This is a genomic window from Acinetobacter sp. SAAs474, assembly GCF_032823475.1.
Taxonomy (GTDB): domain Bacteria; phylum Pseudomonadota; class Gammaproteobacteria; order Pseudomonadales; family Moraxellaceae; genus Acinetobacter.
On record NZ_CP127915.1, the window covers coordinates 98640 to 119151 of the forward strand.

Here is a 20512-nt window from a genome sequence, read left to right on the forward strand (position 1 = left end):
AGTAATATATTGAGTTTGAATTGTTAAAGTTGCTGCACAATCAATTAGGAATTTTAATCGCTCCTTTTATTTTTATCGCAACTTTAACTGGGCTACTGTATGCGTTAACACCACAGCTTGAACACTATATTTATCAAAAACAGTTAATTGCTCAACATACACCTGATCAAAAAACCTATCCACTTCGCCAACAGATTGCAGCCGCTTTAAATGTTTTACCTATGCAAGCAACCATCGTTGCTGTTCGTACGGCAACAACATCTGATGCAACCACTCGTATTCTTTACCAACTGCCTCAATCCAATACCACTACAGCCATATTCATCAATCCCTATAGCTTGACCATACAAGGTCAACTTCCTGTCTATGGAACCAGTGGTGTTTTACCGTTAAGAACCTTTCTTGATCAATTGCATCGCAGTTTATTATTAGGTGAATATGGACGTATTTATAGTGAACTTGCAGCCAGTTGGTTAGGTCTGTTTGCTTTAACTGGTTTAATTCAATGGTGGCGCTACCGTCAAAAAACGCAGCATGTCTCTAAACGATCTCGTGCTATACGATGGCACTATCTATTGGGTTTAGTGCTGTTACCGATGTTATTTTTCTTTTCGATAACAGGTCTAACTTGGTCAAAATGGACTGGTGCCAATATTGCCGAGCTTCGTCACCTCTTCAATAGTGCAACACCAAGCCTAAATCGTACCTTAACCACAACTGCCGTACAGGATCTCAATTCAGATCTACATGCAGAACATCAATCGCTCAGCCATACACATCAGCATAATGTTACGCCAATTGCACAGTTAGACAATTTTGATCATATTATTGATATTGCACGTCAATATGGGTTAAATGCAACTGCATTACAAATCAAACCCAGTCATCGCAACGATCAAGCATGGTCGATAGAAGAACTGGACCATCATTGGCCTATTGCGATTGATGCTTTAGCTGTCGATATGTCAAATCAACATGTTGTTGATCATTTAAAATTTAATGATTTTCCCTTATCTGCAAAACTTACACGTTGGGGAGTCGATTTACATATTGGTGTCTTATTTGGTTGGATAAATCAACTGCTATTAATCACTTCAGCTTTGATGATTTTATTACTGCTGATATTTGCTTATCGTGCTTGGTGGCGTTATCAGCGTCCATTGCAAACCTTACAACAGCTTAATTATACCATTTTGCAAAACTGGAAAATATTAACAACAAGAAAAAAATTAATATATATCAGCATAATATTTGCACTATATAGCATATTACCGATATGGAGCATCAGTGTAATCATTTTACAACTGACGGTATTTATAGGTCATTATTTTAATACTAAAAATCGCGATTGCACTTAAACAATCTGATGTACAGCCTGAGCTCATCAGGCTGAATCTATATACCTATTGATTTTACGTTTAAACTAAATTAGCGCATATTCGCATATCACAATCATCGATTTAACTTAGAAATATTTAAGCCAGCGATATTGTTTATGACTATGTTTATAGACAGAAAACCACGTTACAGCAGGATATAAGAGCAATATCAGTACAACACTCATCATCCACACTTGCTGCATCTGATTAAATGCAAAGTAATTACCATGATTATTACCCCATATCGCGAAACACAAGGCATAACATAATTTAAGCACATATAAATGTAATAGGTAAAAGAACATCGGCACTGAGCCAAAGATAATCAAAGGCTTAAAAATTTTATGTTGAATATAACGTTGAAAAAGCACCAAAATAATTAAACCAATACCTGCATTAAATAAAATAAAAAATAATGAAGGTGGATACTTGGTTAAATTAAAAAAACTCATGACTTGTAATGCAAAACTATCATGATATAACCATGGATGATCACCATATTGGTTGATCATGCGTAATATGATGAACAAGCCAATACTCGCAATCCCGATAGCACATAAATAGCGATCTCGTTGCTGAGGAGTAAAACGTGGTTCAAATAATTGTCCTAAGCAATATCCCAGCAAAATAACACCAATCCAAGGAAGCACTGGATAAGTGGTTCGGATACGCAAGGACTCAAATTCAATCCATGCTTTTTCATGCAAAATAAACCATAAATGTTCAAAAAATAATGGCCCCTTAAACGTCAGCATATCCAGTAAGTTATGACCAAAAATAATCACCAAGGAGAATAGCAATAACCATTTTTTAGAGAATCCAATACATAATGCCAGTATCACCATACTAAGGCCAATCGCCCAGATCACTTGCAAATAAATAGTCTGGGGTGGAAAAGTTGCTGTCCAAGCAAAATTGACCAATGTCAGTTCTAACAGTATTAGAAATATACCACGCTTCAATAAAAAAGCCCGTGTCTGCGCAAGATTCTGTACCTTCATTTGATATAAATAGGCAGATATCCCCGTCAACAAAACAAAGATTGGCGCACATAAATGCGCTAAAATTCGGCTCCAAAATAATAAAGGTTCAGTTTCAGAGACACTCATCGGATCTGATACTTGTTTATGCATATAAAATGTTTCGCGCACATGATCGACAAGCATAATCATGATCACAAAACCACGCAGTGCATCAATCGACTGTAATCGTTGCTGATTGTTAATTTTAGCTATCAATGCAATAAAACCCACTCGCCTATATAATGTTATAATATTACATTATTTTATAGCAGAGAGCAGTAATAGATCATATTTCATCTGCTTGATGATTGCTCATATCACTGTTGAGCTACGGTCATTTCATTGCACAATAAAAAAAGAAGCAATTTAAATTGCTTCTTTTGGATGGATTATGCTACTTGATCGATCATAAAATCAGATGATTAAGCTTAAGCGCTTTGCAATCGACCATGGTTATTTTTTACTATTCTGATTACCAAACAATGGTCCCATACCACCACCGCCACCAAACTGCTTTTGTAGACCGCCGAGTGAGCGCATCATTTTGCTCATACCAGATGGATTGGCAAATTTTTTCATCATTTTGGCCATTTGCGCATGTTGCTTAATCAGTTTATTCACTTCAGTGACATCCATACCACAACCAGCAGCAATGCGCTTTTTACGGCTTGGATTCATAAGATCTGGATTACGACGCTCTTTAATGGTCATCGACTGAATAATGGCTTGCATTTTTTTGACTTGTTTTTCAGGGTTAGCCTGTTCAAGTGCCTGTTGAATACCTGAGTTACTCATGCCAGGCAACTTGTCCAAGAAGCCCATCATTCCACCCATTTTATTCATTTGCTCAAATTGCATCAGCATATCTTCAAAGTTGAAGCTACCGCCTTTTTGCAATTTTTTTGCCATTTTTTCGGCTTTTTCTTTATCGATCTTACGTTCAACTTCTTCGACCAATGAAAGAACGTCACCCATACCCAAAATACGTTGGGCAATACGTTCTGGATGGAATGGTTCTAGCGCATCAAGTTTTTCACCCATCCCTAAAAACTTAATCGGTTTACCCGTAATTGCACGCACTGAAAGCGCTGCACCACCACGTGCATCACCATCAGTTTTGGTCAAAATGACCCCAGTCAGTGGTAATGCATCATTAAACGCTTTGGCCGTATTTGCAGCATCTTGTCCAGTCATTGCATCAACCACAAATAGTGTTTCTGTTGGTTGAATGGCTGCATGTAATGTTTTAATTTCATCCATCATGTCATCATCGACATGTAAACGACCTGCTGTATCGACAATTAAAACATCAGCAAATTGAATTTTGGCCTGTTCAATTGCACGATTTGCAATATCAATCGGTTTTTCACTGCTATCTGATTCAAAAAACAGTGCGCCAACTTCGCCTGCAACAGTTTGTAACTGTTTAATTGCTGCTGGACGATAGACGTCGGCTGAAACCATTGCCACTTTTTTCTTTTGGCGTTCTTGTAAAAAACGTGCCAATTTTGCTGCTGTCGTGGTTTTACCAGCACCTTGCAAACCAGCAAGCAAGACGACAACAGGAGGTTTAGCTGCGAGATCAAGGCTCTCATTGGCCTCGCCCATCATTTTAGTCAATTCGTTATGGACAATTTTAACAAAGGCTTGTCCTGGCGAGAGCTGTGTCATCACCTCTTGACCTAATGCTTCTTCCTTAACTTTCGCGATAAACTCACGAGTTACAGGTAATGCGACATCAGCTTCAAGAAGTGCCATACGCACTTCACGTAACGTATCTTTAATATTATCTTCGGTTAGCTGCCCTGAGCCAGTAACATTTCTTAAACTCTGCGTGAGGCGTTCTGTTAAGGTATCAAACATTGCAAAATCCGCGTAAAATAGTTACTAATGGCAAAAAATTTTCTGAAAGTGGAAAATTTTTGCTTAAGATGCTATAGGATACTTTAGTTCGAGTAGAATTTATATAAATGAATTTTTATCATCCCGAAAAAGGTTTGACATGATTAGCCTTCCGTTGGTTTATACCATCTTAGCCTTAATTGCTTATACGTCTGGTTTCTGGTATTTGCTGATTCACTTATTGTCTAAAAATGATATTAATCAATGGTTTATTCGTGTCATTTTAGGCTTAGGCTTATGCCTACATGCAGGCGTATTATATCAAGATATCATCACACCTTTGGGTGTAAATTATGATGTATTTAATCTGATGTCTTTTACATCTGGGATTATGCTATTACTCAGTATGGTTTTTAGTACTTATCGGCCTGTTATTACCATTAATTTACTGGGTATTCCAGTTGCCGCAACAGGGCTTATTCTTGGTTTTGCCTTCAGTCAACAAAATAATTTTATTGAACAACATTCCATTGGCTTAGATATTCATATTATTTTATCTTTAGCCGCTTATGTGGTTTTGCTGATGGCTGCCATCCAAGCCATCATTTTATGGTTTCAAAACCGCGAGCTTAAAAATAAGCAAAAGCGTCGTATTTGGGTGAATTTACTGCCCTCATTTCAAGCAATGGAAACACTGTTGTTTGATATGTTGATCATCGGATTTGCATTATTGACGGTTGCACTTGGTTTTGGCTTCCTAACAGTTGATGATGTATTTGCCCAGCACTTAGCCCACAAGACTGCATTTAGCATTATTTCATGGTTTATCTATGGCTCATTGTTGATTGGCCGTTACAAATTTGGTTGGCGTGGCCAAAAAGCGATTCGCTTTACCCTACTGGGATTCTTTTTATTGGCATTAGGTTTTATTGGTTCTAAATTTGTTTTAGAAATGATCATTAGACATTAAGTACTTTTATATCAAATCTGCATTAATAGCGTTTGATGGTACAAGATCAGCATCATGTAATAAAAACTTGACTTGTACTTTAAGTCCACCCAACTGTTCACTCTGTGAAAAAATCAACTCACCGTGTAATTGTTGCACAGCTTTGCTTACAATAGACAATCCCAAACCACTGCCAACTTCACTATGATTTTGAGTACGATAAAAACGCTGAGTAATAGTTTGATATAAGTGTGGATCTATTCCAGCACCACTGTCTTCAACCACGATACTGACATGGTGTTGCTGTTGTTGAATAGTCACATTAATGATCCCCTGTCGAGGCGTATATTTAATCGCATTATCAATTAAATTATAGAGTATAGAATGGAGTGTTGACTCAACACTATATACTTGAACACTATGCTGCTCCATGCCTAGATCAATCTCTTTTTGTAAAGCAAATTGAATCAATTGTTCCACACAATTTACCGCGATATCATTGATATCAAGCCAAGTAAAATTTGCGACCTCATTCAAGGATGCATCCTGCTGAGCCAGACTCAATAATTGACTCACCAAATGCCGAATCCGTTCCAATCCCTTACTTAAATTAGCAATCGCCGGATCATCTGGATAAGACTGCATTAATACTTGAATCTGTAAGTTCAATGCTGTTAAAGGGGTTCTGAGCTCGTGTGCTGCATCTGCAACAAATTGTTTCTGTTCATTTTGTGCCAAAGAAATACGTTCAAATAAATGATTCATCTCTTCAATAGTCGGGATAATTTCTTCAGGATAATGATCAGGTCGTATTGATGTGAGTGCATTGGCTTTACGTTGCGCCAATTCATCTCTAAAGTCTTGTAACGGTCTTAAATTACGCCGAATAATCCAACTTAAAGCAAGCAATGCAAAAGGTAGCACTAAAATATACGGAATAAACATATTGGCAGCTAACTCAAATGCTAAGCGTTGGCGTACGCTAGCCTGCTGGCTGACTTGTATTTGATAGTCAGCAACAGGTAAAACATACGTATGCCAAATACCATACGGTGTCTCATGCATATAGAATCCGGCTTTGGGTACAGCCGGTACCAACAACCCTAAATCAGATACAGCACTGGGCCGATGTTGTTCAGCATAAGACCAAACATCGACAAAAAGATCTTCCTCATGATAATGTCGATGTAAATCAATATTACTTTTACTTGGCTGAGGATCATGAACAGCAACTCTTTCAGCCAAATTTTGCATTTGTGCGTTTAAAATTTCATTGGTTTCTTCTAAAGCAATACGATAAGCAAATAAAATTAACAACGCACCCAAGATTACACTAAAAATAGAGACATAAATAATTAGCCGTTTTTTTAATGAATACGTCGATTGCATCGTATTTCCTAAACTTGTCCTAAACGGTAACCTAAACCTCGAATTGTACGAATAAAGTCTTTACCAAGTTTAGAACGTAAATGATGAATATAAACCTCAATGGTATTACTATTGATTTCGGTATCAATATTATAGAGCTTTTCTTCAAGATTAGTTTTAGAAAAGATTTTATTTGGATGGCTCATCAAGGCGAATAAAATCGCCCATTCTCGCTGAGATAACTCAATCACATGACCATCAAGTTGAGCGATATGCTGTTCAATATCCAAACTAAGATTGGCATGTTTTAAAATTTTATGCTCATCAAACTGACTGAGTTTCAAACCACTCCGACGTAATAACGCTTGAATACGTGCCAACAATTCATCAAATTCATAAGGTTTAATCAGATAATCATCTGCACCTTGATTTAAACACGCCACACGATTTTGTAACTGATCTCTTGCCGAAATAATCACGACAGGTAATTCAGATGAGTACTCTCTGATCTGTTTTAAAACTTGTGTACCATCTTTGAGTGGTAAACCTAAATCCAGCAATACCACATCAGCATGACCTTGCTGAATTTTTTTTAAACCATCAATGCCATTATTGACCCACTCTACCTCAAATTGATGTAACTTCAATAAGGTTGCTGTGGATTCAGCAATCATAAAATCGTCTTCAATAATGAGAATTTTAATCATATTCTAACTCTTATTATTTGATATCACAGTGTTGCAACATATCATTTTTCGAATCGCTTACTTGCGTATGAATCTGTAATAAATCAAGTAAAGTTGGAAATAAATTATCCTGACTTAATTGACTATTCTTTAATTTATTCAAACATGCCATATTCGCAGCTTCTGATTTTTTCCACTGTGGTGAAAACCACATTAGCATTGGTATATGGGTTTGCTGTGAAGGGGCAATTGCATATGGCGTACCGTGTAAATACATGCCTTTTTCACCCGTAGACTCGCCATGATCAGATAAATACCAGAATCCAGTTTGATATTGATTTACGTTTTTTAATGTATCAATCATTTGACTTAAAACATGGTCAGTATACAAAATTGAATTATCATAGGTATTAATTAAACGTTCTTGACTACACCCTTGTATTGCATTGGTATCACAGGTCGGCTGAAACTTTTTAAAATTAGCTGTAGTACGTTTAAAATAAGCAGGTCCATGGCTGCCCATCTGATGTAAAACCACTAATCTTGGCGTTTTATCATCTTTAGGAATCGTTTCAATATAGGCTTTTAGCGCATCAACTAATATCTCATCTAAGCACTCACCTTCAGCATCACACCATTTTTGTTTAATTGCCGCTGGTATTTGATAATTTTCAACACGATCACAAACCCCTTTACAGCCTGAGTTATTCTCAATCCAGGTCACTTTATAGCCTGCACGCTGCACAATATCGAGTAGACCTTCACGATGCATTGCTAACTGCTCATCATAATCACGACGTGGCATTCCTGAAAACATACAAGGTACTGAAACAGCAGTTGCTGTACCGCATGAACTGACTTGAGTAAAATTAATGATGTCCTGTTGTGCTAACTTTGGCGTGGTATTTTTCGTATAGCCATTCAATGCAAAACTTTCTGCACGTGCCGTCTCTCCAACCACCAATACCATCAATTTAGGTTCAGATGGCGTTTTTGCTTGAGCAGTCTGAATATATTTGGCATCTTGACCATAACGAACCAAAGGTAAATCCTTCTGTGGTCGTTGTTTTTTATAATAAGATAAACTTGATGCAATAACATTTTGTGGTGAAATCATTCCTTTTAAATAACGATGTTCACGAAATATCGCAGCATAATCCACATAGAAAAAGAATAATAAACCCGCAATCACGATCAATGAAGCGACCATTGCCATTATTTTTTTTAAGATCAGTTTACTCAACTTTTCAGGTTGAATACGAATCAGTAAAATTAAGATGATGGGAACCACCACCATCGAGAGCATCCACAATATATATTTAATAGACAACAGATCACGTACTTCTCGTTGATCTGTTTGCATCATATTTTGAATTTGTTCAGCATTCATAATTACGCCAAAATTAGTGACAAAATATGCGCTGACTCCGCCTAAAATCACTAAAATAATTGCGCTTGCTTTCGTGGTCCATTTCCAAGTGAGTAATTGTATGACCAAATTATAAAAAGCAACCACAATACATATCGTGGCCAAAAGCAAAAGTTGTGCCTTAAATCCTTGATAAGGCGTAAGGGTCTTAATCTGTTCAAAGAATCTAAAATTGAGTGCAATCCCTAACCATAAAGCCAAAATTAAATTAAACACTGTTAAACGCATTAAAGGAATAAAATTTCTTATGGTATTTAACTTCTTTCTAAAACTTAACATTGTGGTCGTCATGCAATTCTCTAAGAATGAATACTGTATGATGTAATTCTTAAACTATACTTAAATTTTATTTTTTAACTGTAACCAATTAAAAATCATATAAAAATTCAAATTAATTATTGGTTTCATCATCGCCAATAACAAAAAATTTAGGCCACCTTAACGTTGGCATTAAATAACGCTATACTTGTGTAAAGCAATAACTTATTTTAAAACTGAAGTACAAATTTCACGTCTATTATCATTTGAATAATTTCTATCGTTAATTATTTTTACGATAAAATTAATATTTAAGATAAAGTCAGATGAATATCTAAAATTTTAATTAACTCAATATCATATGATCAGCCTGTGAGCCAGTGTACATGAAAAAAATTCATCATAAACATATATTTTGGATTAAGCCTTTAATTCTTTCCTGTGTGATGAGTGGTTTTATCTCATTTACAGGTATCTTTTTTCATGAAAGCTTTTCAATTGCACAATTACTCAAATGGTTACATCACTGGGGAGAAGCATGGGTCTTGGCATATCCCTTATTATTACTGTGCTTACCCTTAGTTGAAAAAATTTTATTTCGTATCACACGATAAATATGTGCCAAAATAAATTGCTGCACTAAAGCGGCATACCAAAAACAATTTTAACGGATTAATCAGCCTATATAATTTAAATCATCCACACAATATGATCAAAAAAATCTTTAATATCGTGTCATTTATCGCCATCATGGGCTGTGTTTTTTGATTCTGTATACTGTTACAAAAGCATCTGGAAAATGCTAGTCAAAACAATTTTTTTTTGTTGAGATAGTCAGCTTATTCATTTTATTTAATAATCGATTTTAATTTATATGATGAAACTGACTCACTTCTCCCTGATCGCACTACTTGGCTTAAGCCTTATGGGCTGTGATAAAGCCATTAAATCATCCAGCAATACCACTGCAATTAATGCCCGAGAACCAGTCATTGCGATTGCCCTAGGGGGTGGTGGTGCCAAAGGTTTTGCACATATTGGCGTCCTTAAAGTTCTTGAATCACATGGTATTAAACCTAAAATTGTTACTGGAACCAGTGCTGGTAGTTTTGTTGGTAGCTTATATGCAAGTGGAAAATCGCCTTATCAATTACAACAACTTGCCCTAAATTTCAAAGAATCGGACATCCGCGATTTAACACTGAATCGTCAAGGTTTTCTCGTCGGTCAAAAGTTACAAGACTATGTCAATAAAAATATTGGCAATAAACCAATAGAACAATTTCCTATTCGTTTTGCAGCTGTGGCAACACGGTTAGACAATGGTAAAAAGGCTGAATTTATTAAAGGCAATACCGGTCAAGCTGTTCGTGCTTCTTGTAGTATTCCCAATATTTTTGTCCCTGCAACAATTGCTGGAGTGAAATATGTCGATGGCGGTTTAGTCAGCCCTATTCCTGTTCAAACGGCTAAAGCTATGGGGGCAGATTTAGTGATTGCAGTAGATATTTCCGCGCGTCCACAAGGCGGTAAAGCCACTAATGCTTTTGGTTTACTCGATCAAACCATTAATATTATGGGACAAAAAAGTATTGATGCTGAATTAAAACACGCGGATATCATTATTCAACCTCAAGTGGGTCATATCGGAACACTCGATCTAAAAGCCAGCAATCAAACCATTCTTGAAGGAGAAAAAGCAACTCAAGCTAAAATTCGCGCGATTCAAAAAGCAATTTATGACTTTAAACATTCACCTGCGGCACTTAAAGCACCGATAAAGGCCAGATTCTAAAACGAGTACGATGTGGTGATCATCGCAATGTGTAATAAAAGCTTGATAAGCACAGTATGATTGTCTACATTTTATCTGGTGTTTGTTGTATTGCGGCCTATCACGCAAGTATTGATCCGATATTCTTGGCTTCTGATGCAACATGTTCAAATACAATCAAAAAGAGTTGATCTATGGAATTTGTTTTAGAGCCTTGGTATTGGTTTGTATTGGGCGTTCTGCTCATGCTTTCTGAATTATTATTGCCTGCCTTTGCTGCACTGTGGTTTGGTATTGCCGCTTTAATGGTGGGTATTTTATATCTGATGTTTCCAATGATGAGTTTAACCACTCAACTGGTGACATGGATTATTCTGTCAATTTTATGTACCTTGGCTTGGTTTAAATTTATTAAGCCTTTATCCATTGATAAAACCAAAGCTGGATTATCTCGTGAGGCCACTATTGGACAAATAGGTATGGTCATCCAAACTCAACTGGAACATGATCAAATTCGTGTCCGTTTTCCATTGCCCGTGTTGGGTTCTGATGAATGGAACTGTCGTGCAAAGTCAGTGGTACAGGTCGGTGATCGTGTGCGTGTGATTGACATACTGGGAAATGATCTCGTGGTACAAGCACATCATCTCCATATAGAAAATGAAAATAGTGAGTAAATTATATGACTGCCAGTGCAATTATTGTTTTAGCCATTTTGGTTTTTGTCGGTGTAACCATTTTTAAAGGTGTACGTATTGTTCCTCAAGGTTATAAATGGATTGTACAACGACTGGGTAAATTTCATACCACTTTAAATCCAGGTCTTAATTTTGTAATTCCTTATATTGACGAAGTCGCTTATAAGATTACCACCAAAGATATTGTATTAGATATTCCATCACAAGAAGTCATTACACGTGATAATGCAGTATTACTCATGAATGCAGTCGCCTATATTAATTTAACGACACCAGAGAAAGCGGTATATGGCATTGAAAATTATAGTTGGGCAATTCAAAATTTAGTACAAACTGCATTACGTTCAATTGTTGGCGAAATGGATCTCGATGATGCACTTTCTTCACGTGAACATATTAAAGCCAAACTCAAAGCAGGTATTTCTGATGATATTTCAGACTGGGGAATTACGCTTAAAACTGTAGAAATTCAGGACATTAAACCATCCAATACCATGCAAGCAGCGATGGAAGAACAGGCAGCTGCAGAACGTCAACGTCGCGCAACCGTAACCAAAGCAGACGGCGAAAAACAAGCTGCTATTTTAGAAGCAGATGGACGTTTAGAAGCCTCACGTCGCGATGCAGAGGCACAAGTGGTATTGGCCGAATCCTCTCAACGTGCAATTGAAATGGTAACATCAGCGGTAGGTGATAAAGAAATTCCTGTGGCGTATCTATTGGGCGAACAATATGTCAAAGCCATGCAAGATATGGCGAAATCCAATAATGCCAAAACCGTGGTATTACCTGCAGATGTACTCAATACGATTCGCGGTATTATGGGACGGCAGTCTTAACCGTTATTTTCTTTAAGCTTCGGGCAAAGGAAAATCATATCTTATCTGTACTCAAACAAGATCAAGATAAGCAATGCTTAATTTATCTTGCTCTTGTTGTGTATGCTAAAGCCAATACCATTTAATCAAACCAGCTTGAGCCTAAAATATCTCATCGATTTGCTGTATATCGTATTTTTAATTACGATAAAAACCATTTTACTGTTAAATTATGTATAAATTTCGCCATAACTGTCACTTCTTCGGCAATTAAAAGCTCATTATAGCTCCCATATTTTTTCGGTCTCTCCCAATCAGGCTGAATGAGGTCTATGGTGTAGTCATTTTAATTTTGCCTTGATTCAAATTTGGATATTGTATGAGCTCCCTAAATCCGACCTTAATCACCTTCTTTTTTTATATTGTCGCCATGATCTTTATTGGTTTAATGGCATATCGTGCCACCAGTAACTTTTCAGACTATATTTTAGGAGGACGCAGTCTAGGAAGTTTTGTTACAGCACTTTCTGCGGGTGCATCAGATATGAGCGGCTGGTTACTGATGGGGCTGCCAGGTGCAATTTTTCTGGCAGGACTTTCTGAATCATGGATTGCGATTGGCTTGATTATTGGTGCATGGATTAATTGGTTCCTTGTTGCTGGTCGTTTACGTGTTCACACTGAAGTACAAAATAATGCCTTAACGCTACCTGACTATTTTTCTCATCGCTTTAATGACCATAAAAAAATTCTTCGTATTGTTTCAGCCTGTGTCATTTTAATATTTTTTGCTATTTATTGTGCTTCAGGCATGGTTGCAGGCGCTCGTCTATTTGAGAACATGTTTGACATGTCTTATCAAACTGCTCTTTGGATTAGTGCAATTGCAACCATTAGTTACGTTTTTATTGGTGGATTTTTGGCGGTGAGTTGGACCGATACGATTCAGGCCAGCTTAATGATTTTTGCCTTATTGATTACGCCAATGATTGCCTTTTTATCATTTTCAGATGTATCTGAATTTACCATGGCATTAGAAGCTGCTCGACCACAAGCCACGCATATGATGGGCAATTTAAGTTTTATCGCCATTCTTTCTTTACTTGGCTGGGGTCTTGGTTACTTTGGTCAGCCACATATTCTGGTGCGCTTTATGGCAGCAGATTCCGTTAAATCAATTCCTAATGCACGTCGTATTGGTATGGCATGGATGATTTTATGTCTGGGCGGTGCCGTTGCAGCCGGTTTTATTGGGATTGCCTTCTTTCAACAACATCCCGAACTGGCTCATGCTGTGAACAGCAATCCTGAAACGGTATTTATGGAACTTACCAAGGTATTATTTAATCCATGTGTTGCAGGTATTATTCTGGCTGCCATTCTCGCTGCAGTGATGAGTACACTCAGTTGCCAACTTTTGGTTTGCTCAAGTACCTTAACTGAAGATTTTTATAAAACCTTTATTCGTAAACATGCCTCTCAAAAAGAACTGGTTTGGGTTGGACGTTTAATGGTACTCCTGATCGCTATCCTCGCAATTTGGCTGGCAAGTAATCCAGATGCTAAAGTTTTAGGACTGGTCGCGTATGCTTGGGCTGGTTTTGGTGCCGCATTTGGTCCATTAATTATCTTATCGTTATTCTGGAAACGTATGACACTCAACGGTGCGATTATTGGTATGCTCGTGGGTGCTTTCGTGGTGATTATCTGGAAAAATATCTTCGCGGATACCGGACTTTATGAAATTATTCCCGGATTTATTTGTTCATTGTTGAGTATCATTATCGTCAGTTTATTAGATAAAGAACCCACTCAAGATATGACAGCACGTTTTGAAGAAGCAGATCAACGCTATAAAGCACCAAACTAAAACTCAAAAAATGATCATATCGCTGTGATAAAAAGGGAAACTATAAATAGTTTCCCTTTTTATATCGAAGATCATACTGTTCAATACTACCGATTCATCAATCTATTCAGTGGTTTATCTGATGGAGAAGATTTGATTATGAGGTTTTTTTACTTCTTGCTTTAAAACGTTTGGCAGGCCAAAACATCATAAATCTTGCGCCACCAAGTGTTGGACTTTCATCGACCTCAATACGTCCTCCAAACCAATAAGCAATACGGCTTACAATTGATAAGCCTAGCCCATAGCCACCAGAAGCGCGATTACGACTACCATCTAAACGAGTAAATGCTTCAAAGATACGTTTACGATCCTCAACGGGAATACCCGGCCCGTCATCCTCAACACAGATATAAGCCATACCTTGATCATCTACCCCACCACTCACAATCACTTTTTGATCGCAATAGCGTACAGCATTACCCACTAAGTTTTGTACGACACGATGTAAGTAACGATACTCAGCATCAACTTCTAAAATAGGTGATGGTGGATTTAATACAATTTCTTTCTGTGTTTTTAGTGCTTCTGTTTCAAGTACAACCTGATCCAGAACTTCTAATAAAATAATTTTTTCAAAATCAAATGAAGGAGTACCTTGTTCTAATTTGGCATAGGTCATGATTTCATCAATTAAGGTATTGAGTGCTTCAATATCTTTATCAATTTGTTCGACTTGTTGCAGACGATATTCATAATCTTCTTCTTCTGCCAACATTTCCATCCCAAAACGGATACGTGCTACTGGTGTACGTAGCTCATGCGAAACGGCACGCATCAGCTCACGTTGAGATTCAATCAAGCGCTGAATATGATCAACCATACTGTTATAATTGGCCGCCAAACTGGCCATTTCATCTGCACCTTCCACCGGTAAACGCAAACTAAGATTACCCGACTTCATGCGATATAATGCATAATTCACTTCTCTCAGCTTACGCTGCATAGGCACTAATAAACCATAAACACCTAAACTTAAAACAAATAGGCTTAATAAGGTAATACCTGTTGCCAATTCAAATGGCATCCAATTAAAAATTGGAATTGGACCAATCACCAATACTTTGCGTGGTGAATTTGGCATAGGTGAAAAAATTGACATGGTGGTGCCATTTTCACTGGCACTATCTTTAAATAGCACAATACTCTGATCAAGCAGAATACGGCGGATTTGATCTCCATCTAGATTCAGATCAGAAACATTTTTAATCGTCACGTTATATTTAAAGTGTTGACGAATTTCTGCCAGACGCTCTGCCTCTTGACCTGGATAGTAAGCCAGATAATCCCAAATAAATAATGGGATAAAGCGCATTTGTCTTTCACCAAGATCATCCACATTGATATTGATATAAATCAAATGCTTTGGATCATTTTTAATCCCAATAATAACATGAGCAACTTCATCTTTAGCATTATATTGAACAACAGCCTGCTGTTTTTCAATACGTGCCTTTTCCGAACCTGTAAGTTCAATTTTATTGGCGTTAATATAAGAAATGGGTACAGCAAATAATTCTGAGGCATCTTTAATCCAATCTCTTTTGAGCTGTATAGTCGGTTGCCGTGCTACACCTTCACTAATCACAAATGAAATACCGTCAGTGAGCGACTCTCGATATTCTTGCGCACGCTTATAGTTAATAATCTGAACTAAAAAATATCCAAATAAAGCTACCACCACAACCAATATGACTAAACCGCCATATATGCGCAAAAATATACTGTGTTTAAACACGGAAAGACCTTATTTTCATCAAAAGAAATTGACCTTGCTCAGGTTAAATACCATTGGTTTCTTTAACAAACAAATACCCTTTACTACGTACCGTCTTAATACGTTTAGGATTCTCTGGATCATCACCAATTTTTGGACGGATACGAGAAATACGGACATCAATCGAACGATCTTGCCCATCGTATTCTATACCTCTTAAGCGCTCAAAAATATCTTCTCGAGATAAAATACGGCCTGCATTCGATGCCAACAACCACAGCAGATCATACTCGGCACTGGTAAAATCAACCAATTCACCATGTAGGGTGACTGAACGACCACCATTATCAATGACTAAATCATCAAATTCGATACGCTGAGAGACTTCATCTTCTGGAACTTTATCAGTACGACGCAGTAATGCACGAATCCGTGCCAACAATACGCGTGGCTGTACAGGTTTTGCGACATAATCATCTGCCCCCATTTCTAGACCTAGCACTTGGTCCATATCTTCAGTACGTGCTGTTAACATCAAAATAGGCTGATGATAATGTGGGCGAACTTCACGACAGATTGTTAAACCATCTGCTCCCGGTAGCATGACATCCAATACCACTAAGTCAGGCTGTTCAGCAACAATACGACGAATAGCACGATTGCCATCTGGTTCTACCCCGACCTCAAGACCATTACGAATAAGATATTCTTGAGTTAAACGCGCAAGACGTTCATCATCTTCAACAATTAAAATTTTTGGTAACTTTTCTTCTTGGCTCATAACCGATCCTTTTATTCATCTTTATGTATTCTTCTTAGATGCAAGAGATACATTTCAACATATTGTTTCAATATACACACGTTTACATTGTAAACAAGATTCTATTCACCAAACTGATACATCAAAGTATAAATTTGTAATGTTTTTTATTACACATTGAATTAGTTGTATTTTTTATAATCATTCCTTATAAATTTACTTACAATTTGTGTGTAAAATAACCATGTATTCAAAGATATTCATCACAACAGCATTTAAGTTATTCTTTTTTACTTATCCACAAGGTTATCTATAAGCACTTAATCTAGGCTTTGCTATGCTATGTCCTTATATCACAAGCAATAAATAAGAACGTGTAAAAACAGAGACACTTTATGATATTTTTTAACCAGAAAAAATCAAAAAAAATCGGTAAATGTCAATATTGATCTGCTGGCAATTTTCCCGTATCTTGTGCCTAAATTGATTTTAAACCACTAAGTCTTGTGTTTATCCCCTCAAACACTGCGGCCCACTTTCTGCCCAGTTCAAATGGTCTATAAACATAACAATAGATGACAATGGAGCTATGCTGACAATGAGCGTAATCACATCAACACCAGGTCAATTTCAGGTGATTAAACGGACCGGAGACGTTGCCATATTTGATGCAGAAAAAATTTCTGTCGCGATTGGCAAGGCTTTTTTAGCCGTTGAAGGTCAACAAAGTGTTGATTCTAGCCGTGTTCATGACCGTATTGCACAGCTCACAGAAATGGTATTAAACACCTTTACACGTCGTTTACCATCTGGCGGTACTATTCATATTGAAGAAATTCAGGATCAAGTTGAGTTGGCATTGATGCGTACAGGTGAACAAAAAGTAGCACGTGCTTATGTGATTTACCGTGAGCAACGTACAGAAGCACGTAAACAAGCGGGTGGCAATCACCATCCAACCCTACAGATCAGTGGTGCCAATGGTCAACTTAAACCTTTAGATTTAAGTGCATTGCAAGCGACAATTGCAAAAGCGGCTGAAGGTTTAGAAGGTATTGATGTACAAGCCATCATTGATGAAACTGTAAAAAATCTTTATAACGGTGTCCAAGAGTCAGATATCGCAACCACGATGATGATGGCGACTCGTACCCGTATTGAACAAGAGCCTAACTATAGCTATGTGACGGCACGCTTATTACGTGACAATCTGGTCGCAACAGGTTTGGCATTCCTTGGCTTAAATAGTGATACGCTGGAAAATGATGCTTTAACGACCTTCTTAAACAAGGGAGTTGAACTCGAGTTACTCTCTCCTGAGTTATTAAACTATGATCTTGAACAACTGGCAGCAGCCATTCAACCTGAACGTTCAAATCAGTTTACTTACTTAGGTTTACAGACGTTATTTGATCGTTATTTTATTCATTCAGATGGTATTCGTTTTGAATTACCACAATTGTTCTTTATGCGTGTTGCCATGGGCTTGGCGTTGAATGAAGAGAATCGTGAACAACGTGCGATTGAGTTTTATAATCTTTTATCTAGCTTCGACTATATGGCATCAACGCCAACATTATTTAACTCGGGGACTTTACGTCCGCAATTGTCAAGTTGTTATCTGACCACGATTGGTGATGATCTATATGACATTTATGGTGCAATGCGTGATAACGCAATGCTATCAAAATGGGCAGGTGGTTTAGGAAATGACTGGACTCCAGTACGTGCACTGAACTCGTATATCAAAGGCACGAATGGTAAGTCTCAAGGTGTAGTGCCATTCTTAAAAGTGGCTAATGATACAGCCGTTGCCGTGAACCAAGGTGGTAAACGTAAGGGTGCCGTATGTGCATACTTAGAAACATGGCATTTGGACATCGAAGAATTCTTAGAATTACGTAAAAATACTGGTGATGATCGTCGTCGTACCCATGATATGAATACTGCGAATTGGGTTCCAGACTTATTTATGCAGCGCGTATTTGAAGATGCAGACTGGACCTTGTTTACGCCATCTGAAACACCAGATCTACATGATTTAACCGGTACTGAATTTGCTGAACGCTATGCGTATTATGAAAGCATTGCCAAAGAAACAGACATGCTGCATAAAAAAGTTCGTGCCAAAGATTTATGGCGCAAAATGTTGTCAATGCTGTTTGAAACAGGTCATCCTTGGATTACATTTAAAGATGTATGTAATCTACGTTCTCCACAGCAGCATGTTGGTGTCGTACACTCCTCTAACTTATGTACAGAAATTACGCTAAATACCAATCAAGATGAAATTGCGGTATGTAATTTAGGTTCCATCAACTTGGTACAACACATTCAAGATGGTGTACTTAATCGTGAAAAACTGGCTCGTACCGTTAAAACAGCAGTACGTATGTTAGATAACGTGATTGATATTAACTATTATGCAGTACCACAAGCACGTAATTCCAACTTAAAGCATCGCCCTGTTGGTATGGGAATTATGGGCTTTCAAGATGCACTTTATGAAATGAATCTTGCCTATGGTTCAGATGCTGCGGTTGAGTTTGCTGATGAATCTATGGAAGTCATTAGCTATTATGCCATTAGCACATCAAGTGACTTAGCTGTTGAACGTGGTCGTTATGAAACATTTAAAGGTTCATTGTGGGATCAAGGTATTCTACCAATCGACTCTTTAGAGATGGTCGCAAAATCTCGCCCAGAACGGATGTTTGAAGTTGATCGTAGCATGCGTCTTGATTGGGATAGCTTACGTCAGAAAGTACAAAAAGATGGCATGCGTAACTCTAATGTCATGGCGATTGCACCAACTGCAACCATTTCAAATATTTGTGGTGTATCACAATCGATTGAACCAACTTTCCAAAACCTCTATGTAAAATCTAACCTTTCTGGTGAATTTACCGTGATCAACCCTTATTTAGTGCGTGCACTCAAAGCACGTGGTTTATGGGATGCCGTCATGGTCAATGATTTAAAACACTTTGAAGGTTCAGTACAAAAAATTGCGCGTATTCCTGAAGAATTAAAAGCAATTTTTGCAACAGCATTTGAAGTTGAGCCTCGTTGGATTGTAGATGCAGCATCTCGTCGTCAAAAATGGATTGATCAAGCTCAATCATTAAACCTGTATATTTCAGGTGCAAATGGTAAAAAGCTCGATATCACCTATAAAATGGCATGGTTACGTGGTCTTAAAACCACATATTATCTCCGTGCATTAGGTGCAACATCTGCTGAGAAATCAACGATTAATACTGGTGCTTTAAATGCAGTTAAACCTGCGACTGTCACAGCACCCGTCGCAGCTGCTGCCGTAGCAAGCAAATCTCCAGTTGCGCAAGAAGAAGATGGTTTTTCACAAGCAGCTCCTGTACCACAGGCATGTTCCATTGATAATCCTGATTGCGAAGCATGTCAATAACAGCAATCTGTAACATATTCATCAAGCGCTGATGTTCGTCATCAGCCTTGATTAGATGACTTGAATCGAGACCGGTCTCATCAGCATCGCAGGTGATGCGATCACCTGCTGTCATGATTCAATAGATCACGGTTTATTAATCAGTAAGCCTTAGCACAAAGATACGTTTTGCCGACTGAATGGCTCAACATGATCTTGGATACTGATTCAATCGATCGGTCTATTTTTAAATTGTGGAATGTGTCATTTTCAATCAGAAAGTAGACCCCCTAACCATCTAACAGAGGAAATCAGCATGCTGCATATGACCCATAACTATATGTTAGGACTGGCTGTGTTGGTCATTTCCTTTGCCGTATTGTTTTATCTGCCAGTGGGTTACTTTTGGATTAAATTCCATAAACAAAAGCGTAAACAAAATAAGTCTTAGAAAGATGGGCTTGGATATAAAACCAACCATCGTCACTAAAACTTAA

Annotated in this window: 16 protein-coding genes; 9 read left to right on the forward strand and 7 right to left on the reverse strand. The window is 37.6% G+C overall.

Features of this window, described 5'->3' with window-relative positions:
- Positions 1-20: 20 nt before the first annotated feature.
- A complete protein-coding gene (locus tag QSG86_RS01515; protein ID WP_317029896.1) occupies positions 21-1358 on the forward strand; it encodes a PepSY domain-containing protein in 1338 nt (445 codons plus the stop codon).
- Between the two features lie 107 nt (positions 1359-1465).
- On the opposite strand, the gene QSG86_RS01520 is transcribed toward QSG86_RS01515, so the two are convergent.
- Positions 1466-2614, reverse strand: coding sequence for a DUF1624 domain-containing protein (locus QSG86_RS01520; protein ID WP_317032630.1), 1149 nt, complete (start codon positions 2612-2614; stop codon positions 1466-1468).
- A gap of 240 nt (positions 2615-2854) precedes the next feature.
- A complete protein-coding gene (ffh, locus tag QSG86_RS01525) occupies positions 2855-4264 on the reverse strand; it encodes a signal recognition particle protein (RefSeq protein WP_317029897.1) in 1410 nt (469 codons plus the stop codon).
- 139 nt (positions 4265-4403) lie between these two features.
- Here ffh and QSG86_RS01530 point away from each other — a divergent pair, with 139 nt between their 5' ends.
- Positions 4404-5213, forward strand: coding sequence for an inner membrane protein YpjD (locus QSG86_RS01530; protein WP_317029898.1), 810 nt, complete (start codon positions 4404-4406; stop codon positions 5211-5213).
- Between the two features lie 6 nt (positions 5214-5219).
- Here QSG86_RS01530 and QSG86_RS01535 read toward each other — a convergent pair whose 3' ends face one another.
- From QSG86_RS01535 to QSG86_RS01545, 3 genes are read right to left on the reverse strand one after another with little or no spacing between them, the layout of a single operon-like run.
- Positions 5220-6581 (reverse strand): ATP-binding protein, encoded by a 1362-nt coding sequence (locus QSG86_RS01535; protein WP_317029899.1) that lies wholly within the window; start codon positions 6579-6581, stop codon positions 5220-5222.
- A gap of 8 nt (positions 6582-6589) precedes the next feature.
- Positions 6590-7267 (reverse strand): response regulator transcription factor, encoded by a 678-nt coding sequence (locus tag QSG86_RS01540; protein WP_317029900.1) that lies wholly within the window; start codon positions 7265-7267, stop codon positions 6590-6592.
- Positions 7268-7280: 13 nt separating this feature from the next.
- Positions 7281-8954, reverse strand: coding sequence for a phosphoethanolamine transferase (locus QSG86_RS01545; RefSeq protein WP_410487505.1), 1674 nt, complete (start codon positions 8952-8954; stop codon positions 7281-7283).
- A gap of 365 nt (positions 8955-9319) precedes the next feature.
- Here QSG86_RS01545 and QSG86_RS01550 point away from each other — a divergent pair, with 365 nt between their 5' ends.
- The 5 genes from QSG86_RS01550 (at position 9320) to putP (ending at position 14093) form a co-directional block, all read left to right on the forward strand.
- Entirely contained in the window at positions 9320-9547 is a 228-nt protein-coding gene (locus tag QSG86_RS01550; protein ID WP_317029901.1) for a DUF2798 domain-containing protein, read from the forward strand.
- Between the two features lie 263 nt (positions 9548-9810).
- A complete protein-coding gene (locus QSG86_RS01555) occupies positions 9811-10728 on the forward strand; it encodes a patatin-like phospholipase family protein (RefSeq protein WP_317032632.1) in 918 nt (305 codons plus the stop codon).
- 173 nt (positions 10729-10901) lie between these two features.
- The gene (locus tag QSG86_RS01560) at positions 10902-11384 is read left to right on the forward strand and encodes an NfeD family protein (protein WP_317029902.1); all 483 of its coding nucleotides are present in this window, start codon (positions 10902-10904) and stop codon (positions 11382-11384) included.
- 5 nt (positions 11385-11389) lie between these two features.
- Positions 11390-12244 carry an SPFH domain-containing protein gene (locus tag QSG86_RS01565; protein ID WP_317029903.1) on the forward strand — a complete coding sequence of 285 codons (855 nt, stop codon included), beginning with the start codon at positions 11390-11392 and terminating at the stop codon, positions 12242-12244.
- A 358-nt stretch (positions 12245-12602) separates the two neighbouring features.
- Positions 12603-14093, forward strand: a complete 1491-nt coding sequence (gene putP, locus QSG86_RS01570) for a sodium/proline symporter PutP (RefSeq protein ID WP_317029904.1) — start codon at positions 12603-12605, stop codon at positions 14091-14093.
- A 136-nt stretch (positions 14094-14229) separates the two neighbouring features.
- Here the strand turns inward: putP and QSG86_RS01575 are convergent, their stop codons facing one another.
- The gene (locus tag QSG86_RS01575) at positions 14230-15870 is read right to left on the reverse strand and encodes an ATP-binding protein (protein WP_317029905.1); all 1641 of its coding nucleotides are present in this window, start codon (positions 15868-15870) and stop codon (positions 14230-14232) included.
- 43 nt (positions 15871-15913) lie between these two features.
- A complete protein-coding gene (gene bfmR, locus QSG86_RS01580) occupies positions 15914-16630 on the reverse strand; it encodes a response regulator transcription factor BfmR (RefSeq protein WP_317029906.1) in 717 nt (238 codons plus the stop codon).
- Positions 16631-17207: 577 nt separating this feature from the next.
- Between bfmR and QSG86_RS01585 the strand changes: the two genes are divergently transcribed.
- Together QSG86_RS01585 and QSG86_RS01590 are read left to right on the forward strand one after the other, a co-directional pair.
- Positions 17208-20036: a ribonucleoside-diphosphate reductase subunit alpha gene (locus QSG86_RS01585; RefSeq protein WP_317029907.1), complete on the forward strand. Its 2829-nt coding sequence runs from the start codon at positions 17208-17210 to the stop codon at positions 20034-20036.
- 295 nt (positions 20037-20331) lie between these two features.
- On the forward strand, positions 20332-20466 hold the full coding sequence (locus QSG86_RS01590) for a hypothetical protein (protein WP_317029908.1): 135 nt from the start codon (positions 20332-20334) through the stop codon (positions 20464-20466).
- Positions 20467-20512 lie beyond the last annotated feature (46 nt).

What these genes read in the sequence shown, in the direction of transcription:
- bfmR (WP_317029906.1), bottom strand. Translation starts at nt 16,630, where the DNA reads ATGAGCCAAGAAGAAAAGTTACCAAAAATTTTAATTGTTGAAGATGAT.
- putP (WP_317029904.1), top strand. Translation starts at nt 12,603, where the DNA reads ATGAGCTCCCTAAATCCGACCTTAATCACCTTCTTTTTTTATATTGTC.
- QSG86_RS01550 (WP_317029901.1), top strand. Translation starts at nt 9,320, where the DNA reads ATGAAAAAAATTCATCATAAACATATATTTTGGATTAAGCCTTTAATT.
- QSG86_RS01530 (WP_317029898.1), top strand. Translation starts at nt 4,404, where the DNA reads ATGATTAGCCTTCCGTTGGTTTATACCATCTTAGCCTTAATTGCTTAT.
- QSG86_RS01560 (WP_317029902.1), top strand. Translation starts at nt 10,902, where the DNA reads ATGGAATTTGTTTTAGAGCCTTGGTATTGGTTTGTATTGGGCGTTCTG.
- QSG86_RS01540 (WP_317029900.1), bottom strand. Translation starts at nt 7,267, where the DNA reads ATGATTAAAATTCTCATTATTGAAGACGATTTTATGATTGCTGAATCC.
- QSG86_RS01585 (WP_317029907.1), top strand. Translation starts at nt 17,208, where the DNA reads ATGAGCGTAATCACATCAACACCAGGTCAATTTCAGGTGATTAAACGG.
- QSG86_RS01555 (WP_317032632.1), top strand. Translation starts at nt 9,811, where the DNA reads ATGAAACTGACTCACTTCTCCCTGATCGCACTACTTGGCTTAAGCCTT.
- QSG86_RS01535 (WP_317029899.1), bottom strand. Translation starts at nt 6,581, where the DNA reads ATGCAATCGACGTATTCATTAAAAAAACGGCTAATTATTTATGTCTCT.
- QSG86_RS01590 (WP_317029908.1), top strand. Translation starts at nt 20,332, where the DNA reads ATGCTGCATATGACCCATAACTATATGTTAGGACTGGCTGTGTTGGTC.
- ffh (WP_317029897.1), bottom strand. Translation starts at nt 4,264, where the DNA reads ATGTTTGATACCTTAACAGAACGCCTCACGCAGAGTTTAAGAAATGTT.
- QSG86_RS01545 (WP_410487505.1), bottom strand. Translation starts at nt 8,954, where the DNA reads ATGTTAAGTTTTAGAAAGAAGTTAAATACCATAAGAAATTTTATTCCT.
- QSG86_RS01565 (WP_317029903.1), top strand. Translation starts at nt 11,390, where the DNA reads ATGACTGCCAGTGCAATTATTGTTTTAGCCATTTTGGTTTTTGTCGGT.